The sequence below is a fragment of the Bacillus sp. 005/A4HT-01/001 genome, from assembly GCF_004634445.1.
Taxonomy (GTDB): domain Bacteria; phylum Bacillota; class Bacilli; order Bacillales; family Bacillaceae; genus Bacillus; species Bacillus altitudinis.
Map to the genome: position 1 here is coordinate 39,674 of NZ_SEIZ01000009.1, position 20,550 is coordinate 60,223.

Consider the following 20,550-nt stretch of genomic DNA (forward strand, 5'->3'; position numbering starts at 1 on the left):
AGAAAAAGAGCACCCATTTATAGTGGGTGCTCTTTCAAATCATGGACAAAGGGCTAAAATGCTCCTTATTTTAGCTCTTTTTTTCTTTTCAGCGTGATAGAAAACTTTTGCAGCCCTAGGAAGGACGAGTACTGGTGCGGAGAGAATTTGACATTCGTGAGCACCAGCACGCAGGACTGATAAAGAATGCGAGGGTTTGTCTACACGCTGAGAGCACCCTTTTATGATGGGTGCTCTTTTTCTCCGTGCGGCTGAAGTTCTTCAGGCACATCGAGAATGATCATATCTGAACCTATTTTTTGAATGTGATTCCACGGAACGCGGATGTCATTTCCTTGTTTTCGAAAGCCAAACCATTTGACGGAAGGTATGATGAGTGCTGTAATTTGACCGTCCTGTTCATTTATTTCAAGGTCGGTTTGTCCAAGCACGCCAAGCCGCTCCGCTCTTTTAATATCGACGATCTCTTTTCCTGACAGCTCACTCAGCCTCAAAATCGCATCACTCCCCTTCCATATCATATATGCAGCAGGCAAGGTGAATAGACCGGGCCTCTTAATGACTAGTTTGGAGCGGAAGACGCGCCCCTTTGATATAGTGATCATGCCATAATTCCAAGTTGTAAAGCATCCACACTTTTTGGTCCGCTCCATTTTTCTTCTTCTGATTCGAATGATGTCGCAAAAATTGTTCTAGCGGCTCCTTTTGAAATAATTGTGTTGCAAAGCTTTGTTGATCAAGAAGTTTCTCTTCAATTTCTCCCATTCTTTTGTTCATCCAATGATACACCGGAACAGGAAAACCCATTTTTCTTCTATATAATATACGCTTATCCACCGTTTGCTCCATTGTCTTTTTCAACATATATTTCGGAATATCTTGGACCTCACTTGTTTTAAGGCTCGATTGGAAAAATGCTTGCACTTTGCTAGGTAGCCCTTTATAAGGAAGTTTGTACTTGAAAGGCATATCATTGACAAATTGGATGATGCGATGATCAAGAAACGGTACACGTGCTTCTAGTCCGTGTGACATCGTCATCATATCAAGCCGGTCTAACAAGTTGGGTAAATGGATTTGTTGAAATAAATAGAGCAGTTTGTTTTCATACGACGCCCCTTCCATTTCTTTAAAGCAATGGGCGATCAATTGATTCATGTGCAAATCAGCAGAATCAATTGAATGCGCGTGCTGACCTAAGAGCTGCTCTTTTTCGCTATCAGTAAACCAAGCATATCTTTTTTTATAATGTTCCATTTCCCCATCAAGATGGATAAATTGATGCACCTGCTGCTGAAAGGACGGTTCAAATAATACCTTTGAAAGGATGGATGACAGCTTTCGGTTTTTTTGAAGCCATAAAATTTTACGCCAATCTGAAGGACTCCTAAATACACGACCATACCCTGCAAACAATTCGTCCGCTCCTTCACCACACAAAACAACCGTTACATGCTTTTTTGCTTCACGTGACATATGGTAAAAAGCGACCTCATGAGGAATGGAAAGAGGATGATCTCTTCGTTTCACAACTTCTGGCAATAATTGAAAGTATTCTTCTTCACTCATTCGATGCGAGTGAAGCTTGACGTTGTATTGTTCTGCTGCGAGCTTGGCATAGCTTTCTTCAGAAAAACCTTCCTCTTCAAAGCTGGTCGAAAAACAGTGAATATTCTCGTTCGCATATTTGGACATCAAAGCAACAATCGAAGTCGAATCCACTCCTCCACTCAAAAAAGCTCCTACAGGTACATCAGACATCATTTGTTTTTGCACACTATCTTGAAGTAATTCAAACAATCCCTTTTGATAATAACGTTCTCCCCTGTCAATTCCATCAGATGGGAAAGGATATTGCCAATAGGCCTCTTTTGTCATTCCTGTTTCATCTATTTTCAAGATGACACCTGGGGGTAATGTTTGAATTCCTTGAAAGAAAGTTTGCTCACCGATCGCATAACGGAAGGATAAATAACTAAGGACAGCCTCAGGCTGAATGGCAACTTGTATATCTGGATGCTGAAGAAGAGCCTTCATTTCCGATCCGAAAATAAGCCCTCCTCTACATTCTGAAACATAAAGCGGTTTAATCCCAGACCGGTCTCTAAATAAAAAGAATTCTTTCTTCTTTTGATCCCAAATCGCAGCTGCAAACATTCCATTTAATTGCTCAATAAAAGAAATCCCGTATTCTTCATAGCCATGAACAAGTACTTCTGTATCTGTCAGCGTACGAAACGTATGGCCTTTATTCCATAAGTCCTCTCTTAGTTCTTGGAAATTATAAATCTCGCCATTTAAAATCACACAAATAGACTCATCTTCATTTGTTATTGGCTGCGGCCCAGATTGAATATCGATAATGGAAAGCCGCGTATGAACCAAACCAACTGAGTCGTCTTGATATACACCACTATCATCAGGTCCACGCACACTAAGTGCGTTTTTCATCTTCAGTAAGATGTGTGGATCAATTGGTGCTTTGTTAAAATGACAATAACCTGCAATACCGCACATAGACATGGCCCCCTTCCATCAATGATCTGACTGCTGGATCGTCATTGCGAAAATATGCATAAATGGATTATCTTGAAAGCGGATTTCATCAAAAACGATTTTTTGCGAGAAGGAAAGCGAATCAATCCATAGGTTTGATGTTAAATGATGATTGATGCCGGCTACCGTATGAATATAATCAAATGCATAAGCCAATCGATCATCAAATGCAGGTTCACGTTCAATCACATCGGTTAATGAAAGACGAGACTCCAAGACAACGGTCCCCTCTCGTAATAATGTCATCTTTTCATAGAGATTACCATTAGATGAACAACCTACGACATGGAGCGCTTCTGCTTCAACTGCCTGAAGTTGAATAGACTGACCCTCTAATTCAATATTGTCTCCTTGATCTTGATAAATGAACTGAAAAGGAATGCCTTCGACCAAAGAGTCCTTCACGTTCATGACCAACTCAGCCGGCAAAGAAGCCCCACCAATGGTTAATTGGCCTTTTTCATATTCATTTTGATATGTGATGCCTCTGTTATTGACATAATCATGAAGAGTGAGGGGTTGATAGGTTTTCATTTTGAATCACCTCTTTTAGTTGCGTGAGAAGGCTTGTCTCCACTTCTAATGTTTTTTGAAACCGATTCGACGTCCTTTCAATCATACTGCGAGGATTTTTGCTGAGGCCGACTCTAGCTGTAAAATTAGCAAGCACTGTCCAGCTTTGATAAGCATCTTCAAATGCTTGAATAAGGGGTTGTAAATGCTCATTTTCATATGATGATAAAAATGTCACCATATGTTTTCTGGAGTTGGCGACATCCTTTAGTCCTTCAAAATAAACATTGTCTAATAAATTACCATTTTCATCACCTTTAATACTATCAATATAATCTCTTTGAATGACTGAAATTGCGTCAAGACCTGTGACAGCTCCAGGCAATTCAAAATGTGGCGGTGCACCTTCTAATATGGCAACATGCTCTTTTAAAACTTTCATTACATCCGGTTCTTTCTCAAGATCAACCTGTTTGATCCATTTATATCGATTTTCGGTTCGAGGCGTATGTTCGTAGACAGAGCGTGCGGCTTTCATCAAATGATCTTTACTCAATGTGCCATGATAAGAATAAGCATGGTCACTGATCACTACATGATCATCATTCACCTCAAGTACTTCCAATGTATGATATCCGTGTTCTCTTTCAAAAAATGGACAGTACGGTAATTCAAATATATCTAAAGAAACAGACACAGTGCCTCTCTTTGGATGCTGTTTAAATACCCGATTCATATAGAGGTCTAATTCCTCTTCGGTGTAAAAAATTTCTTCTAAATGAATGCCATTATGATGCAGAATATCTTCACGAAAGTGTTTAAAGGAACCGATCAAAACAAATCCTTGGTCTTGAGATCTATAAACAAGACCCGCTTGCCTCCAAATCCTGTCGATTTGAATTCCTTTTCTAAGAAGCATGGCTGCAATCGTTAATTGAGAACAGTTTAAATAATTGTTTCGGTAAATAGGTGCTGCAGTAGCCACATATGTCTCCTCCTTTTTTACGCCATCATACCCAGCGATTTTTTAACGGGATAATGCCCAGCTCTTTTTTCGCAATCACTTCTTTTAATACATCTTTTGAAGGCGGATGAAATTTTGCCGCTTTCACATCTCGGCTTAAGCGCTCGAGCAAAGATCCTTGCTGTAATGAAGAAAAACCCTCGACCTGAGAAGCCAGCTCCACGATTTCTTCTGCCGCCTGCGTCACAAAGTGTTTAGTAATCAGCGTCTTCGTATACAACTCACTCGAGTAATGAGTTTGTTGCTTTTCTCGATCTGCTTGCTGGGCACAGGCCATGAGCTGAGAATGTGCAACATCTAATTTCATTTTCATATCTGCAATACGAAATTGTTGACCTGGTAAAAAGGCTGATTTCTTCTTAGAAATTCGATCATTCCTTTTATATGCCATACCGAGGGCATGTTCATATGCTGCCTTTGCAATCCCGTAATAAACAGCGGTAACAGCTAAACGAAACCAATAGATTAAATGTTCAGTATCTTCTATTGCGTAGCCTTCCCGCCCGATGAGCTGATGATCGGGTATAAACACTTGATCAAAATGAATGTGATGACTCATCGATGCTCTCATTCCCGAATAATTCCACGATTCCTCCACCTCAGCACCTTCACTCGGTAATGTCATTAAGAGCGCCGTCATTCCATATTGAGATGTGCATGACGACGGGGCATACTCACAATAGATTGGCAAATATTTAATGCGCGGTGCACCTGTCACAGTAAACTTAGTTCCACTCACAAGATATCCGCCATCTGTTTTTTCGGCGGTGATGGTTGGAATTCCCTCCATTTGCTTTCGCTGATAAATAAAAATCACATTCGGGTCACTGACAGAAGCGATGAACTCTCCTGAATGCCGAATATCGTCAAATACCGAAGCCTGCTGCTCACTTGTCAGCACTTCAGAAAATGCGCCGAGCGAATAGTAATGCATCGCCATAATGAGGCCAGTTGACGCACACCCTTTAGATATGTGTGACAACAAGGTGATCGTTTCTTCAAATCCATATCCAAGACCTCCGTCTTGTTTCGGCATATTGGCGACATGTAATCCACAATCAATCAGCTCGTCTAGATTCTGATGCGGGAACCGAGATTCGGCATCCAGCTGCCCTGCTCTTTCTGAAAATTGGTGAATGAGACGATCAATCGTTTCTTGTCGAAGCTCTGTCAGTTTCATCTTCACCCCTCCTTTGTCTAAAGAGTGATCTATTTTGTTTCAATAAGAGATCTTCCGGTGTCCCTCTATCTCGCACAACATAATCGTTCCCCTCAAACAACAGTAGCTCAAGAGGAGAAGAATGACCTAAAAATAAGGTAGGGCTGTAGCTCAGTCCATATGCACCAGATTTCTCAATACAAAGAAGATCTCCTACTTCCCCTTGCGGAAGCTCCACCTGCCTGCCAATTAAGTCTTCTGGTGTACAAAGCGGACCAACAATTGATTGTTTCACTACGTCTGCGGTGTTGCTGGAATGTTTAATGAGCCGCATAGGGTAATTATTGCGGAGCAGTCTGCCTCTAAACGTCATCGCTTGATGATGATGCATCCCGCCATCTGCTATTAAAAACGGCTGCCCTTTTGATTCTTTTACATATTGTATGGTTGTTAAATAAACACCACATTCTGCTAAAAGAAATCTCCCCATTTCTATAATAAATCTCGGAAATTCAAGCTCTGTTTCATATGATCTAATCAAATCCGCTACGTGTTGAAATAGCCTTTCAGCATGAAGCGGGGTTTCATGCTGAAAATACGGAATGCCAAAACCGCCACCTAAATCAACCATCTGGCATGTTCGTCCATATTCATTCTTGATTCGAACAGCTGTGTTAAGTGTGTATTCAAACGATGATAAAAGCGATGTTTCATCAAGAACTTGAGTTCCCAGATACATATGGATACCTTTAAATAGCAGCGAATGATCATACTTCTGAAACAGATCAAATACATCATTCAGTTTAGATTCATCTATTCCAAATGGACTTGGAACTCCGCCCATTTTTATTTTGGCTCGTGACTCAATTGATTCTGGATTGATCCGAATGCCTACTGATGCCTGCTTGTCTTGACGTTTTGCAGACTCAGCGATGTAGGTGAGTTCTTCCTTAGATTCGGCGATAATACAATAGATCTCATGCTGAACAGCGGTATCAATCTCTTCCTTCTGCTTACCCGGTCCAGAAAAAATGATTTGCTGCGGTGAATAACCTGCTTTTATCGCCATGAAAAGCTCTCCTTCAGAAGCCACTTCTATACCAGCTCCAAAAGACCGTAACAATGATGCAATCGAGACATTTCCATTGGACTTAAATGAAAAGAACACCTCAGCTGTTTGATGGAGCCATGATGTAATGTGCTCATAGTGCTCTTTCAATGCATCTCCATCGTATACATACATCGGCGTCCCATAACGATTCGCTTTCTCTAAGAGCGTAAAGTCATTTTCCAGCACATCTCCTCCTCCTTTCTGATGAAAATTCCATCTCATCAAACATTGTCAGCATATGAATCTGCTTGTCCTTCTTCATATGGTAAAACAAGATAAACAATCGATAGTGCCACGTATCATCAGATCTCGTCTTACCAAAAGTATAAATAAAGAACCCGCCATCTTCTCCCGGATTAAGTGCTTCTGTTACCTCCGTTAAGACATCTTCAAATGGCAGGTCAGCGCAGCATGAGAATCTTTTAAAGCGGCTTTCGATATATTCGTAGGTTGAAAAAAAACGACAAATCAGTGGGAGTAAATAAGTGACCTGTGTGAACCGGGCATTTATTTCAATGATCGGTATGAGCTGTTCATTTTCATCAATAATTGAATCGACACCAACCACACCACGATACCCTTCATCATAAAGAAGCTCTATGATTCTATGCATGCTTGCTTCGTATTCACGTTTTTTGTCCAATTCATACACAGGCGCAAAATCCGTCCCTAAGTAAATGCCGTCCTCATTAATTTTCTGCTCTGTAATGGAGAGTAAGTGTGACCCCTTCTCTTGAATGAGCAATTGGGCATTTAAGGACCGTTTAATCGGATGCCATCCCTCTAAGAGCAAATCCGTTTCGATATTCCTTCTTTCAATAAAGGTCAGCAGCTGCATAAATTCTCGGTCACTTTTTAAAATACGCAGCCCCTTCCCAGATGATCCATAAGGTATTTTCAGAACCATTTTGGAGAAATTCTTCGCCTTTAATTCTTCATACGTCTGTTTTAATTCGTCAGCATGATGACAGATAGCGCCGCATGTGACGTTAAACAGATGTTCTTCTGCCCATCTTCTAGTAGAAATCTTATGATTGAACCGCTTTACGAGTGTAGCATTTGAGCCGTATATCGTTCTTTTTTCAATCAATGCTTCTTTTTCAAGGGATTCATCTAAAAGATACGGTACAATCAGTCCATTTAATTTAAATGCTTGGTCTAGTTGAGTCATATGCGGAAGCTGGACACCTTGATTTTCCAAATAGGCTAAAAAAGCTTTATCAGGCTGATGATGCAAGATGACATGATGCTCTTTAGATGCAATCAAAAGCAGTTGTTGTTCTTGCTGAAGAACCAGTTCATTTTGAACATGATCTGTCATGACTGGTAAAGCTCTTGTTTGATCCCAGCTTTGTTCTTGATTCATATTCCCATACCAAATCACGTCATTTCTTCCCTTAAAATCAAATAGCGATGCCGGATCTTTCATGACACTACTCCTTATGCACAGAATGCTTGTTAATATCTAAAGATCGATTAATATGAAAGAATCGTTTGCGAATTGGTTGATTCCAAGTATGAACGACATCATTTGCATCCAGCACTTCGGATAAATAAGTAAGCGATTCAGGCTGAAGTGCGTTCATGACAAGTTCAGGAATCGTTTGAGGAAAGACCTCATTCACATAATGAAAAGCAAAATAGACCATCTTTTCAAAGCCATACTCTTTCGTCTGGCGGACAAACAAATCCACATCGAGTAGGTCTTCCTTCATAAACATGCCATATATATCTAGCAGTTTATAAAGCAGTAAGTCTTTCATTGACTCCACTTCATTTAAATAAATCGCTTCTTTATAAAAATGAATACATAGGAAAAGAAGCATATCCTCTTCTTTTAAAGAACATACATCGTGCTGATCAACAGACGTTTGAATTCGTCTAGACAGCATTTCTTTGACGATTGAATCCGTTCGGTTCCCTGTCATGAGATCAACTGAAAACTGAACATCAATTTTATGACAATCAATAAAGCGGCAATCTGGTGTAGGTTTCATATAGGTGTAGGTTTGATGTGAGTTCATGATGAGGTAAAGGATGTCTTTGCGTTTGGCAGGTGTGACTGTCTCCGTTTCATAGTTCCAAGAACCTTGAATATAGCCTAATTCGTTTAATACGCGTCCAGTTTCTTGCAGCTGATCTTGTGAGATAAAGAGATCGTTGTCCCCAAATAAGCGAAGCCCAACATCACCGTAGGCCCACTGGCCAATCACACTTCCTTTTACAATGGCATACTCAATTCCTTTTTGATCAAGTGCTTGAAATAACTGATCATTGAACTTGATATTGTCTCGAGCCGTTTCTAATTGACCCTTATACATAATCTCTAGTGACTTTAAAAAATAAGTCGCTTTAAACTCTTTTCTTAAATGAATGGCATAACGTTTAATATTCTTCCACGCAATTCCTGCTGTCCGGTGAACATGCAGCATTCCGAGAATGACATTCCAGTCTTGCTGCTTATACAAAAGCTCCTGCATCTCTTCAATTTGACTGGCTTTTAAAAAAGGAGTGGATAAAGTGAGAGCTGTATGTTCTTCTTGAGTCAGATTACTTTGCAACATAGCGCTCCTCCTTTAAATGAAGCATGTCTTTCGGCCAATCCTTTCGATTTCGACCGTATGTTTGTAAAAACACTTGAACCCAACGATCGATCCCAAATGCCGCACAACCTGAATAAAGCGGCATACCATCTTCTCCGCTAATATGGAACCTTTCGCAAAGCATCTCTCCGCAGTCATTAAAAGAAGCGATCGAAACGTCTTTCTTTTCTGTCACAGCGACTAATTCATATTTGCTATTAGCCATTAATTGATAATTCGCTTTATCCATATCATCATAAAAGAAAAAAGGGTCATTTGCGGTCGTGACCTTTCCACTTAGACCAAGTTGATTAAAGCATTCCCATGTGTTTTCAAGGAGTGTTTTTCTCGTTTCATTGATAAATTCTTGATGACCAATAAAGACAATTTCGCGCATACTAAATTCTATTTTCCTGAGAGGGTCCACTTTCCAAGAGATTTCATGTCTAAAACATTGCCCCGTTGCTGTCATCATTTGATTGTCTGTATACGTCTTCCCTTCCCATTCCTCATAGCAGTGATAACAAATACACGGCTGTAAAAAACGGCCTGCCTGCTGGAAGTGTTCAGGCTGAAAACCACGATGCTTTTCTCGAATATCATCAATGATTTGATAATCATGAGGGATCTCAAAAACAGAATAAATATTTTGCGGAAAATTCGTATGATACTTACATTTTTCCATTAAATCTTTACTGATCGTCGAAGGATATCGCCTTACTTTCGCTCCAAGTGAAATCCCTATATTTAAAAATAATTCATCAAAGTAGTTTGATAGTTCCAATTCAACTTCATCATAGAAGGTTCTTTTCTGATCTTCCTCGCTTAGTTTTGAATGAACAGGCTCACTAGATAAATAAATATTTGATTTTATTTCTTTTTCACGAAATCTCCGCAGCTGTGCGATATTTGACGATAGATTCGAAAACGCAGTTGATATTGCCTCTTTGTCTCCCATTTTATCTACGGTTACTTCAATCATAGATTCCTCTTCGTTAAGAGCCACGTGCACAATATGAGCAGATAGAAATGAAACTCTTTCCATAAAATCCGATATCATTGTATCTTCTAATGCTTCTGGTAAAGGCAGTTGAAGGGTCCTCAACTAAATACCTCCCTTTTCATTGATAACGTGCGGCGTTTCAAATGATTGTAAAACTTTAAATAGATAATCAGAAATAGGCTCCTGTAAATGAACATCACTTAACTCAATCGCCGACGGATGACTATCTTGAACGGCTAGCCCCCACTTGGCCTTCTTCAGCATCAGCCTGTCATTATGACCATTTCCAAAGGCAATCACACGATCTAAATCTCTTTCTCCAAAACAATCGAATAAATGGTGCTCAAGCATGTCTGCCTTACAAATCCCTTTTGGAGATATGACTTGAGCATTTAAAAACTGGGCATCTGCTACGTCGCAATGACAATTTTTTAATTGTTGAGCAAGATCCACTTTTTCTTTTGGTAAAATAAATAGTTTAGTTACATGGTCAAAGCTAAATTCTTTCTTGTGACCAACCTCTATTTTTTCTCGTGGAAAGGTGTATAGCATGCAGTATTTCAACTTAGCGCTTTTACTTGATGCCACGTGCTTTCCATGAGATTCCATGACAAATTCAGCTTTTCCATCAAGTGATGTGATGATCTGTTGGCATAAAGCTGCATCTACATACTGCTTCACCTCAAATGTTTTCTTTTCATGATGACAAATGACATTCCCATCATTCAGCAAAACATCATGATGAAATAAGGCGAGTAGAGATCGATCTAAATCCAGAGAGAAGAAAGAATCATAGGTTCTTCCTGTCACAATAATGGGTATAATGCCTCTTTGGCGCAGCATGTTCACTGCGCCATGGACATCACCAATAAGCTCGCCTCTGTCATCAATTAATGTTCCATCCAAGTCAAAAGCGGCAAATTTGATCTTGCGAAGATTGAGTTCCGCTTCCACTGGTTATACCTTTTTCAGCTCAGCATTTGCCACATATTCATTGAACAGACGTAATGATTCTGAATCGACTTGTCCAACTGGTGGACTCTTAAATAAGAATGGGCAGACGTCATGTATGACACCGCTATGATTCATATCTTTAGCTGCTTTTGCAACACGCATCGCATTCGCAATGACACCAGCTGAATTCGGACTATCTTCTACTTGTAAACGAATTTCAAGTGAAATGTCAGAATCTAAAACCGAATTCCCTTCTAATCGCAGGAAGCAGACCTTATGATCCCCTAGGTAGCTGACATAACCATTTGGACCTGCTGCCACTTCACTGGCATCAATACCTGAAGCGAACAATGCTTTTCTCTTCGATTTTTGCTTACTCGTTGATCTCATAGGGTTGGCTAGGTTTAAAAAGTCCGTATTGCCTCCAACATTTAGTTGGTACGTATTGGTGATATCAATCCCGCGGGATTTTAATAGTTCAATTAAGGCTGTATGCAGTGTGGTTGCACCTAAGTGACTTCTTAAATCGTCTCCAAGGAGCGGGGTCTCCGACTCTTCAAACATTTTGACAAACTCAGGATCATTTGCCACCGGTTCAGGTGTCGCATTAATAAAGGCTGTTTGAGCGTGTGCACAGGCCTCTGCGTACACACGAACTGCTTCAAACGAACCTGTTGGTAAGAAGCAGACGAGTACATCTGCCTGAACATCTTTTAACCTTTGCGTCACATCATGTGTTTTCATATTCAGTGAATGTTCATGTGGTTGAATGCAGTTGGCCAAATCTCCTTCAAGTCCATCGCATAAAGGACCTGCTTCGACGGTTACTTGGAAAAACGGAACATCGATATGTTTCACTGCAGCTGTTGGTTTAGTAAAAATGGCCTCTGATAAGTCTTTTCCGACTTTATTTTGATCTACTTCAAAAGCTGCAACAAATTCGACATCAGATAACTGATAGCCTCCAATGACGTCATGCATAACACCAGAGAGCGTATCCTTCTTTTCCTTAGCCAACTCAACAAATTGAACGATACTTGACGCACATGATCCTACTCCTGCAATTGCTACACGAACTTTTGTCATGTTCATAACCCCTTTTTTATGAATTTATAGAGCCAATTTTCGCTTTTGACGAGATTGAAAAATACACCATTCCTGGTAACCTAATTCCTTCAGCGTTTGTTTCACTTTCAGCCAATCATCTGCCACGCGGGCGGGCTGATGAGCATCTGAGCCAAACGTGACATCCACACCATAAAATTTGGCTCGCTCTAATAGATCCATTGATGGATACCAGCCTCCGCAGTCTTTTGTTTTGCCAGAGGTATTCACTTCAATCACAGAACCACTCTCCGCAATGACTTTTAGCGCATCATCGACAGCTTCTGTTTTGAGATGAGCAATTTCTGGATAAAAACCTTTTAAGGCGTCAATATGACCTAAAACGTCGAACATTTGACTCTCAGCAGACATCTTAATCAACTGGTAATACGTCTCTTTTTCAATGATTGCTTGTTTCTCTGTGATTCGTTCCCAGCGTTTCCGGTTAAATAGGTCGTATCCATTACTGACATGAACCGAGCCAATGATATAATCAAATGGATAATGTCGATACACGTCTCGGTAGAGGGCTTCGTGTTCTGGAAAATAGTCAGATTCAACACCTAACAGCACGTGAATTTTCCCCTCATATTCCTTTTTCAATTGCAGGACTTCCTCTACATATGATTGAAATTCACTCTTAGCCATCGCTACCCATGGTTTAAAATGATCGGCCTCTTCACCAAAAAACGGGGAGTGATCCGATATTCCAATACATTCTAGGCCTAATTTGACAGCCTCATCGATATATTCTCTGATGTTTCCCTCCGCATGACCACAGCGCTGATGATGTGTGTGCAGATCAAATTTCATCAAAATGTTTACTCCTCTACATGGCAGTATAGCCGCCGTCAACCATTAAATTTTCTCCTGTGATAAAACTCGCTTCATCAGAGAGAAGAAAGATGACAGCAGATGCGATCTCTTCTGGATCAGCTGTTCGTTTTAACATGTGCATCCCTCCAATATCAGGGTGCTGATTTGCTTGATCTCTTGTCAACCCAAGTTCTTCCAAGTGGAATCGTTCGTTATTTTTGTTCCACACCGTACCGGGATTCACTGCATTCACACGAATACCTGCATCCGCCAAATCCATTGCCATGCATCGCGTCATATTCACAACGGCTGCTTTTGTTGCGTTGTATGTTAAATATTTCGGCTGGGCAATATGACCTGAAATGGAGGCAATATTTACAATGGATCCTTTTCCTATTTTCTCCATGTAAGGTGACGTGTGTTTGACACATAGGGCTTGCCCCATAATATTTAAGTCCATGATGCGCCGCCATTCTTCAACAGTAGCTTCAAGGCCACGCATGATAAAAACGGCTGCACAATTCACAAGCATGTCAATTTTCCCAAAATGATCGACTGTTCTTTCTACCATTGAGACAATGGCTGCCTCATCAGCAATATCAGCTTCTATAAACAACACATCATATCCGTTTTCTTTGAGCTGTTTTTCTGCTGCTAGTCCGTAATCTACATGGTGATCAGCAATGACGACTTGCGCACCTTCTTGTGCTGCTCGTTCTGCGACCGCATATCCAATCCCCTGCGCCCCGCCTGTCACAATCACTGTCTTTTCTTTCATTCCTCGCATGTAGCTGCCTCCTCTTACCACTGAAGTCTTTTACCGTCTCTTAGTAGCTCTCCTGTTGGTCCATCTCGGGGGAGCTGTGCCGCCCATACGATTCCTGATGCGCCTTCCTGTACAGTTTTAACAGCCTCTGATGTCCCCATGTCCGTTTGTACCCAGCCAGGACAAACCGCATTCGCAAGAATAGAAAATGGCGCCCCCTCTAAAGCCGTGACTTTTGTCAGAACGTGCAAAGCCGCTTTTGACATCCTGTAGTAAGGACCGCTTTTTCCGTCACGCCTAACATCGTTTGAAGCGGAGATGGCGGAGAGCCTGCCCATGCCGCTAGATACATTGACGATTCGTCCATATCCAGCCTCTTTCATGTAAGGGAAAACCGCCTTGGTCATTCTAGCTGCGCCATATACATTGACATTCATCGTTTCTTGAAGTGTCGATACAGGAAGATCTAAAAAAGATGGAAAGGCGTCATCCATTATGTTGTCAAGAAAGACTCCCGCATTATTAATCAGCACATCCACTCTCCCGTACGAATCCTTTATAAAAGCCGACAGACGTTCAACCGACTCTTCGTTTGTCACATCTAGCTGGTATGGCACAACCTGCTCATTTATATCAGAAGCAGCTAATTCAGCATTTTCAATCTGCCGCGCTGTTAAAATGACAAGCATGCCATCTTGCGCAAGCTGTCTGCACACTTCTTTTCCAATGCCTCTATTTCCACCAGTGACAACAGCAACCTTCATATCCTCATCTCCTTTTGGAGATACCACTCTTCTTTCAGCTGGCTTGATGCAGATTCTAGTGCTTCCAAGGACCAATCAATATACCAGTTCAATAAGTGAGGTGTGTAAGTATGCAGAAGGGTTAAATACCGCCCTGTCGGAATATATAAAAGTCTGATAAAACCAGATATAGAACGCCACTCGTTTTCAGATAAGTCATTGGCATATGCCTTTAAAAATTGAATCGTTTTCACAATATCTAGTTGAAATGTTCCCCGCTTGATTCTCGTTAACAAAAAAGCAGATATGGCTGCATCATAGATTCGGGGTCTATAACCTGCTGTATCGAAATCAAGAACCATGGCGAGCTTCTTGTGACGGATGAGCAGGTTGCCAGAATGAAAATCACCATGTGTGACAGCATGAGGTAATGCCTCATACAGACTAGGATTTAGCAGCGTGAGTACATTCATCAGCTCCTGTTCATACACTTTGAGCAAAGAAGCAGCCTTTTTAGAAGAAACGACTTTCTTTAATACACTTGCCGTCTTATCCAGTGTTTCGTCCGGTGAAGTTATCCAGTTTTTCAATTCGCAGTTTGGGTTCACAGGCCCTTTCGGTAAGTTCTTTAATGAATGAAGTTGTCTTAATACCCGAATGGCTTCTTGTTCATCTGAACGATTTCCCATTTCATATGGTCTTCCTTCAAAATAGGGCCGCAACTGCCAAAAATGTTCTTTGAATAAAATGGTTTTACGACCGTTCTCTGCCTCTATCATGGGTTGAATCGGGAAACCATAATCAAGCAAAGCATCTGTTAAATCTTCTAAATATTGAAGCCACTTTGCATCATGATTTCTCGCACATTTTTTTAAGACAAAGCGGTTTTTAGCATCCTCTACAAGCCAGCCTTCATTAGGGCTTCTTCCGTTTAAAGGTGTTAAGCGGATTGGCTGTTCCGAAAACCAATATTTCAGGACATTATCAGCATCATCAGATTTCATCATGTCCTCACCCCTTTTTCTCAAGGTTTTTGATTTTCCTAAGTACCAGATCTGCCGCTTCCTGCTTGTCTATGCGCAGGCATTTCACACGTGATTCTTTTTTTAATTTGTGAAAAAGCTTCTCGTTTTGATGGAGCACCTCTGGATACACATGAAAGGCATATGAGAAAAATTGGAGCGCATTACCTATTCGCTCCTTATTTCCATTCCAAAGTTTCTCCCTTGTCATGAGCCGCTTGAACGTCCTTTTCATGAGACGGGGGAATGTCTTCCTTCTCTTCACATCAAGCCATATGATCGTATCAGCATATTCAGTCAAGATATGGTGAACAGATGAATATTGACCATCAATCACCCATTTCTTTTGTTTAACAACTTCATGGACGTTATCGATAAACAACTTCCTATCTGTTTTTTTCCAGTTCGCTTGCCAAAATAGGGCATCGAGCTCATAGTGAGGTAACATTAATTCCTGTTTCAAGTGATGGGCAAGGGTCGTTTTTCCAGATCCAGGTGGACCAACAATCCATATTCTCTGGCTAGCTCCTTCATTATTCAAGTGGTTCCCCCCTGTTACAGAACACGTTCATGCTTTTGAATGTCGTTTCTCACCTTTGTTAACAGATCTAATGATTCATCCCAATTGAGGTTTTCAGTTAATTCAAATACTGGCACTTCGCTTGAATGAATGGACACATCTTCACATAACAGATCTAGTGATTCCTCCGAAAAGCCATTTTTCTTTAACAACTGGCCAAAAAGTGTATGTGCGGGAGTCAGCCTTGTGTCAGGTGTACGAAAATAGTGAATCATTCCCGCCATTGCTTCTACAGGTCCTGGTGACAGGTGAATGCCATTAAATCGAGTACACACGTTCGTTAAACCAAACCGTTTTTGCTCCGACAGCAGCATGTGTTTAAAAGAACCTGCTTTTGCCTCTTTAGGGTCCGTTGCACCGATAAAATCTTCTCTTAACATCCTCATAGGCTTCTTTGAAAAACATTCCATGACGATAATAGACTTTGCAGGTGCAGTGAACCACTCAATTTGACAAGGGTGGAATGAATTGAGCAGAAGCATCTGTTCTCCATCCACCTCGGCCTTTATGGCGTATGTGCCCGCACCTAGCTTGTCCACCTTCATGTTCCGTGTCAGAAGCTCTAAACCATATGGCGTAAGCTCTTCGTACTTTTGTAAAAATTGATGGCCTCCATATATGAAATGTTCCTTCTGTTTAAACTCTGGATATTTAAAGAACAGCATCTTTTTTGCCGTATCTGACAATTCACTCAGACCGTTTTTAGAGATTTTGTTCAGCATCCCATATTGTTTTTCTATTATTTTCTTTTCTTTCAAATATAAGGATGATATAACGCGCACGGCTCCTATTTCTACATCATGATTATCTAAGCGTAGGAGAAGTTCATCTAGTATTCGATCAAGCTGTACACCTTTATGGATACTGGTTAATTCAGGCTTTAGTATCAATAGAAGATGATGTTGATTCAATTGTTTGTGTTTTTCAATTTCATATGGATGAATGGTCACTGCCATTGGTTCTTTTGTATGAATACATGCATGAACGGCATCAATGACTTTTTCTTTCATCCTTATTACCACATTGTCACGCCTTTAAAAATTAAATCTTTTGTCACATCGCCCATCGAATGAACCGCATTCATGACAATGTCTTCAATTCTCTTTCTATCCACTTCATTTCCATCCCACTGTTCAATACGGACGGCAATTTCATCAGGGTTGTGGAGCGGTGCTTCTTTTGAAGTAAAGATATGCACTTCTGTTGGCTTTTGAATGGTCTCAAAAATTTGATCTGCCAATCGTTGCGCGAGCACTCCATACAATTTCCCTGTATGATCAAGCGGGTTTTTACCAGCCGGTGCTTCAATACTCATAGACCGCATTGGGGTGATCAATCCATTTAATCGATTTCCTCTTCCAACAACACCTACATCGCCTGTATCTGCTACAGAACCAAGTGCTGTTAAGTACGGGCGACCATTGCGATCTGTTGCGTTCAGCATAAGATCAGGGGTAAGTCCTAACGTTTCATGAATATAGCGTGCAATTTGATCCTGACATTCTTTTTTACGGGAAAAATATTCCGCAAGACTATGAATATCTTTTGCTAGAAAAGGCATGTTTACTATGAGTTTGAAATCTTCATGACGTCTGCTTCCAAATATTTTCACATCCCAGCCGGTATCTGGGTTCACCTTTTTAAATTCTGGTCCATTCACATAACGCTCTGTATAGAGAACTAGCTTCTCAAGACGGCTTAACGGGGCATGAGCATGCAGTAAATTACAGTCATTTGAAACAAGCTTTGGATCACCAATCTCGATCATATCTGTTTCAACCATCGGACGATATCTAGAATTTTTACGCCCTGCCCCTTGATGATCAACAATCCGGCAGTCAATGACGAGATGTTCGTCAGCATCAAATCCGGTCGTCACCTCTGATAACACATCTTTGGCTGCATCGAAAAGAATCTTTTTAAGAGGAATCGGCTCATCACCGTATGCGTATGCCCCTTTTCCAGCAAACACAACTTGATAAGGTTTGACCATTGTTCCTTTTCCGTACGTTACATCAGCATCTCCACCAAGAAGCATCACTTTGTCAAACCAGTGGTGTGCTACTCTGCCGAAATGTTCCATGCAATATTGAGAATAATATTGAGAAGCTCTTTCTGCGATGGCGTCACACATCGTATCTGGATGCCCTACTCCTTTACGTTCTACAAGCTCATATGGAATTTGTTCAATATCCTGGCCATCGCCTTTTAAAATATCAAGAATGGTTTTTTGAATTGTTTTCATTATCAATCGCCCGCTCTCTTTTAAAATATAAAAATATTGATTCTTTACCTTAAAACAACATGAAACATTTGGTAATATATATATATTCTGTATGAAAGAGGTGTCTATTTTGATCAATGAATCGATCCTACAACGCTTGCAAGATACAACCACTGACATGAAGAAGTTATTGAATCAACATCAAATTCCTGGCTGCTCTATTTGTATTTCTCATGAAGATAAGCACGTTTGGTCGTGGCATGAGGGCCTAGCTGATATTGAAAGCGGCACCCCTGTTACAAAAGACACAACCTTTCGAATTGGTTCAGTGACTAAGCCTTTTACTGCAATGGTCATGATGAAAATACGAGAGGAAGGATTGATTCAACTCGATGAGCCTATTCATACTTACGAACCTTTACTTTCTTTCATAAAAAGTCACATGTCTGAACCAATTCCACTCACTTTCCGAATGATTGCCTCTCATATCTCAGGCCTGCCCAAAACACTCGATAAAGCAACTCATCTGCGAGATATGACATTAGCTCAGTGCATGGAAATACTGACTATTTTTACACCGCCTTGGTCTATCATCAATTATTCCAGTCTTGGCTATTCAATTTTAAGTAAAGTACTAGAAAAAGTGAGTCAACAGCCATTTAGAGAATTAGTGCATACCCACATACTAGAACCGCTCGATTTGCAGCAAACTGGATTTATTGAAACAGCATCCACAGCCAAAGGGTATACCCTTTCTTCCTCTGGTCTTTCCGGCATATCTTATCCAAGTGCTGAAACACCATCTTGGGAGGACGGTTCAAGCGGACTATTCTCTACAGCAGACGATTTGATTCGATTCATTCAAGCTCAATACGACGGAAACCGTCTGCTTCATCAGCATTCGCTAAAAGAAATGCAAAGCCCCGTTATGGTTGAAGAAGATTTCACTAGAGGTGTTGGTCTATCATGGTTTTTGAGACCTTTTAACGGATTCACCTTAGCTGAACATAGCGGAGAAATTAAAGGCTTCACCTCCTATATTGGCTTCATTCCAAAGCGTAAATTAGGCGTTTGCATTCTCTTAAACTCTGACGAAAGGCTCGCACGGCCGATTGCCGACATGCTCTTTCAAATCATGCTGCCAGCAGATCACGAACAGATGAAAAAGCGTGAAGACCGTCTCAAACGAATGTTTAGACAATCCTCTCTTTAAATGGAACTCACTTTTTTGTTTAATAGATCTGGAATCGCGTCCTGGAGATACCGCGGATCACCCTCTAAATAAAAACATGGCATATTGAATAAATGATGGATCAGCTCAGATGCCTTTTGTTCAAGAAAGGTATCTGACACATGCCGAAGGCCGAGCCAGCCTTTTAAATAGTCAGGATCTTCTGGTTCTCTTATATTGGCGACCATGATATCTTTTGCTCTCTGATCATCGTTTTTTACTGGTACAAGCCTGATCTCACCTGAACCTATTTTGAGTGAAGGAAAAATCACCATATTTACTTTCGTAGAGCTCCGAATCGTTGTTCCTGTCATGTCAGCAGCTTCTTTTGGTGTAATTTCAAACTTACAGCCGCTCGCCCATTTTTCTTTTGCCTCTTCCTCTGTTGATATGGTTTCATCCCATATTCTTTTATCTTGAGACCGGCTGAATTTTTTGTTTTTCAGTTCCTGTATATTTGTTGTGGCTTGGACGGTTCCTACTCCAAGCGCCAAGCACATCGGCCATCCATACACAGTAAGTTCCTGATCTTCAAGCACTGAAATAGAACGATCGTTTGTGATAAAATCTGCTCCCCCATGATGCAAAAACTGCCACATAGTAGTTGACTTCCCGGCACCTTTATCGCCAATAATTAACGCTCCTTTTTGGCCATCTTCAAAAGAGACAGCCGCTGCATGCGTAAAGCATCCACCTTGGTTTTCTAATGTTCTAAGGGCAATTTCTCGAACGATTCGCAGTGGACAGCGTATCGCAGATTCATTATTGTTTTTTCCAATCACAGCATAACGCCCTTTATTGACCGCCACACTGTGCGGCTCGTCACCTTCATGCGAGGCAAACAATACTTGATCGTCTAATTTCAATCGTTTGTAAGTAAACTTCCTTTTTGCTGTAATCGTTTCACCCTTTTGAAAGCACGCATTGCGAACGGACTGTTCAAGCTCAGGATCAATGATAAACCGTATATCAATCTGTGAAGGCATATCCCCCACACTGTCTGGTTCTTTCGGGATATAATGTTCGATATCTTCAATTGCCAGCGATTCGGTTGATAAAATGTTAAAATGAATACCTGCAAACACAAATGATTTTTCATAAGGAAAATCGTTCTTTGGCTTTTCAAAAAGCGCTTTTATCTCCATATAGAATCCTCCTCTTC

The 20,550-nt window shown here is 40.8% G+C and carries 20 protein-coding genes; 1 reads left to right on the forward strand and 19 read right to left on the reverse strand.

Annotated features, from left to right (window positions below):
• Nucleotides 1-221 precede the first annotated feature (221 nt).
• The 18 genes from ES896_RS18610 to ES896_RS18695 form a co-directional block, all read right to left on the reverse strand.
• A complete protein-coding gene (locus ES896_RS18610; RefSeq protein ID WP_008344726.1) occupies nucleotides 222-494 on the reverse strand; it encodes a YlmC/YmxH family sporulation protein in 273 nt (90 codons plus the stop codon).
• A gap of 61 nt (nucleotides 495-555) precedes the next feature.
• Entirely contained in the window at nucleotides 556-2,517 is a 1,962-nt protein-coding gene (gene asnB, locus ES896_RS18615; protein WP_167764462.1) for an asparagine synthase (glutamine-hydrolyzing), read from the reverse strand.
• A gap of 18 nt (nucleotides 2,518-2,535) precedes the next feature.
• A complete protein-coding gene (locus ES896_RS18620) occupies nucleotides 2,536-3,090 on the reverse strand; it encodes a hypothetical protein (protein WP_041507274.1) in 555 nt (184 codons plus the stop codon).
• On the reverse strand, nucleotides 3,059-4,054 hold the full coding sequence (locus tag ES896_RS18625; protein WP_135227160.1) for a hypothetical protein: 996 nt from the start codon (nucleotides 4,052-4,054) through the stop codon (nucleotides 3,059-3,061). Before ES896_RS18625 ends, ES896_RS18620 begins: the two co-directional genes overlap by 32 nt.
• Before the next feature lie 25 nt (nucleotides 4,055-4,079).
• Nucleotides 4,080-5,273, reverse strand: coding sequence for an acyl-CoA dehydrogenase family protein (locus tag ES896_RS18630; protein ID WP_048001540.1), 1,194 nt, complete (start codon nucleotides 5,271-5,273; stop codon nucleotides 4,080-4,082).
• Nucleotides 5,239-6,549 carry a type III PLP-dependent enzyme domain-containing protein gene (locus ES896_RS18635; RefSeq protein WP_053069925.1) on the reverse strand — a complete coding sequence of 437 codons (1,311 nt, stop codon included), beginning with the start codon at nucleotides 6,547-6,549 and terminating at the stop codon, nucleotides 5,239-5,241. The genes ES896_RS18630 and ES896_RS18635 overlap by 35 nt, the downstream gene beginning before the upstream one ends.
• Nucleotides 6,536-7,792, reverse strand: coding sequence for an ATP-grasp domain-containing protein (locus ES896_RS18640; protein ID WP_135227161.1), 1,257 nt, complete (start codon nucleotides 7,790-7,792; stop codon nucleotides 6,536-6,538). Before ES896_RS18640 ends, ES896_RS18635 begins: the two co-directional genes overlap by 14 nt.
• Nucleotides 7,793-7,796: 4 nt before the next feature.
• Nucleotides 7,797-8,927, reverse strand: a complete 1,131-nt coding sequence (locus ES896_RS18645) for a nucleotidyltransferase family protein (protein WP_135227162.1) — start codon at nucleotides 8,925-8,927, stop codon at nucleotides 7,797-7,799.
• Nucleotides 8,914-10,050: an aminoacyl--tRNA ligase-related protein gene (locus ES896_RS18650; RefSeq protein WP_135227163.1), complete on the reverse strand. Its 1,137-nt coding sequence runs from the start codon at nucleotides 10,048-10,050 to the stop codon at nucleotides 8,914-8,916. The genes ES896_RS18645 and ES896_RS18650 overlap by 14 nt, the downstream gene beginning before the upstream one ends.
• Nucleotides 10,051-10,902 carry an HAD hydrolase family protein gene (locus ES896_RS18655; protein WP_135227164.1) on the reverse strand — a complete coding sequence of 284 codons (852 nt, stop codon included), beginning with the start codon at nucleotides 10,900-10,902 and terminating at the stop codon, nucleotides 10,051-10,053. It lies immediately after the preceding gene.
• A 3-nt stretch (nucleotides 10,903-10,905) separates the two neighbouring features.
• On the reverse strand, nucleotides 10,906-11,988 hold the full coding sequence (locus ES896_RS18660) for an inositol-3-phosphate synthase (protein WP_240688399.1): 1,083 nt from the start codon (nucleotides 11,986-11,988) through the stop codon (nucleotides 10,906-10,908).
• Nucleotides 11,989-12,012: 24 nt separating this feature from the next.
• The gene (locus tag ES896_RS18665; protein ID WP_096881418.1) at nucleotides 12,013-12,819 is read right to left on the reverse strand and encodes a histidinol-phosphatase; all 807 of its coding nucleotides are present in this window, start codon (nucleotides 12,817-12,819) and stop codon (nucleotides 12,013-12,015) included.
• A gap of 16 nt (nucleotides 12,820-12,835) precedes the next feature.
• Nucleotides 12,836-13,609 carry an SDR family NAD(P)-dependent oxidoreductase gene (locus ES896_RS18670; RefSeq protein WP_048001546.1) on the reverse strand — a complete coding sequence of 258 codons (774 nt, stop codon included), beginning with the start codon at nucleotides 13,607-13,609 and terminating at the stop codon, nucleotides 12,836-12,838.
• Nucleotides 13,610-13,623: 14 nt separating this feature from the next.
• Complete coding sequence (locus ES896_RS18675; protein WP_041507281.1) at nucleotides 13,624-14,352, reverse strand: SDR family NAD(P)-dependent oxidoreductase; 729 nt, start codon at nucleotides 14,350-14,352, stop codon at nucleotides 13,624-13,626.
• Nucleotides 14,349-15,338, reverse strand: a complete 990-nt coding sequence (locus tag ES896_RS18680; protein WP_135227166.1) for a phosphotransferase enzyme family protein — start codon at nucleotides 15,336-15,338, stop codon at nucleotides 14,349-14,351. The genes ES896_RS18675 and ES896_RS18680 overlap by 4 nt, the downstream gene beginning before the upstream one ends.
• A 4-nt stretch (nucleotides 15,339-15,342) precedes the next feature.
• Nucleotides 15,343-15,894: an AAA family ATPase gene (locus tag ES896_RS18685; RefSeq protein WP_135227167.1), complete on the reverse strand. Its 552-nt coding sequence runs from the start codon at nucleotides 15,892-15,894 to the stop codon at nucleotides 15,343-15,345.
• Nucleotides 15,895-15,908: 14 nt separating this feature from the next.
• Complete coding sequence (locus tag ES896_RS18690; RefSeq protein ID WP_135227168.1) at nucleotides 15,909-16,943, reverse strand: hypothetical protein; 1,035 nt, start codon at nucleotides 16,941-16,943, stop codon at nucleotides 15,909-15,911.
• Nucleotides 16,944-16,948: 5 nt separating this feature from the next.
• Nucleotides 16,949-18,178, reverse strand: coding sequence for a methionine adenosyltransferase (locus ES896_RS18695; RefSeq protein WP_135227169.1), 1,230 nt, complete (start codon nucleotides 18,176-18,178; stop codon nucleotides 16,949-16,951).
• Between the two features lie 109 nt (nucleotides 18,179-18,287).
• Here ES896_RS18695 and ES896_RS18700 point away from each other — a divergent pair, with 109 nt between their 5' ends.
• A complete protein-coding gene (locus ES896_RS18700; RefSeq protein WP_167764463.1) occupies nucleotides 18,288-19,370 on the forward strand; it encodes a serine hydrolase domain-containing protein in 1,083 nt (360 codons plus the stop codon).
• Here ES896_RS18700 and ES896_RS18705 read toward each other — a convergent pair.
• The gene (locus tag ES896_RS18705; RefSeq protein ID WP_057079544.1) at nucleotides 19,367-20,533 is read right to left on the reverse strand and encodes a phosphoenolpyruvate carboxykinase (ATP); all 1,167 of its coding nucleotides are present in this window, start codon (nucleotides 20,531-20,533) and stop codon (nucleotides 19,367-19,369) included. The two genes, ES896_RS18700 and ES896_RS18705, sit on opposite strands and share 4 nt — an antisense overlap.
• Nucleotides 20,534-20,550 lie beyond the last annotated feature (17 nt).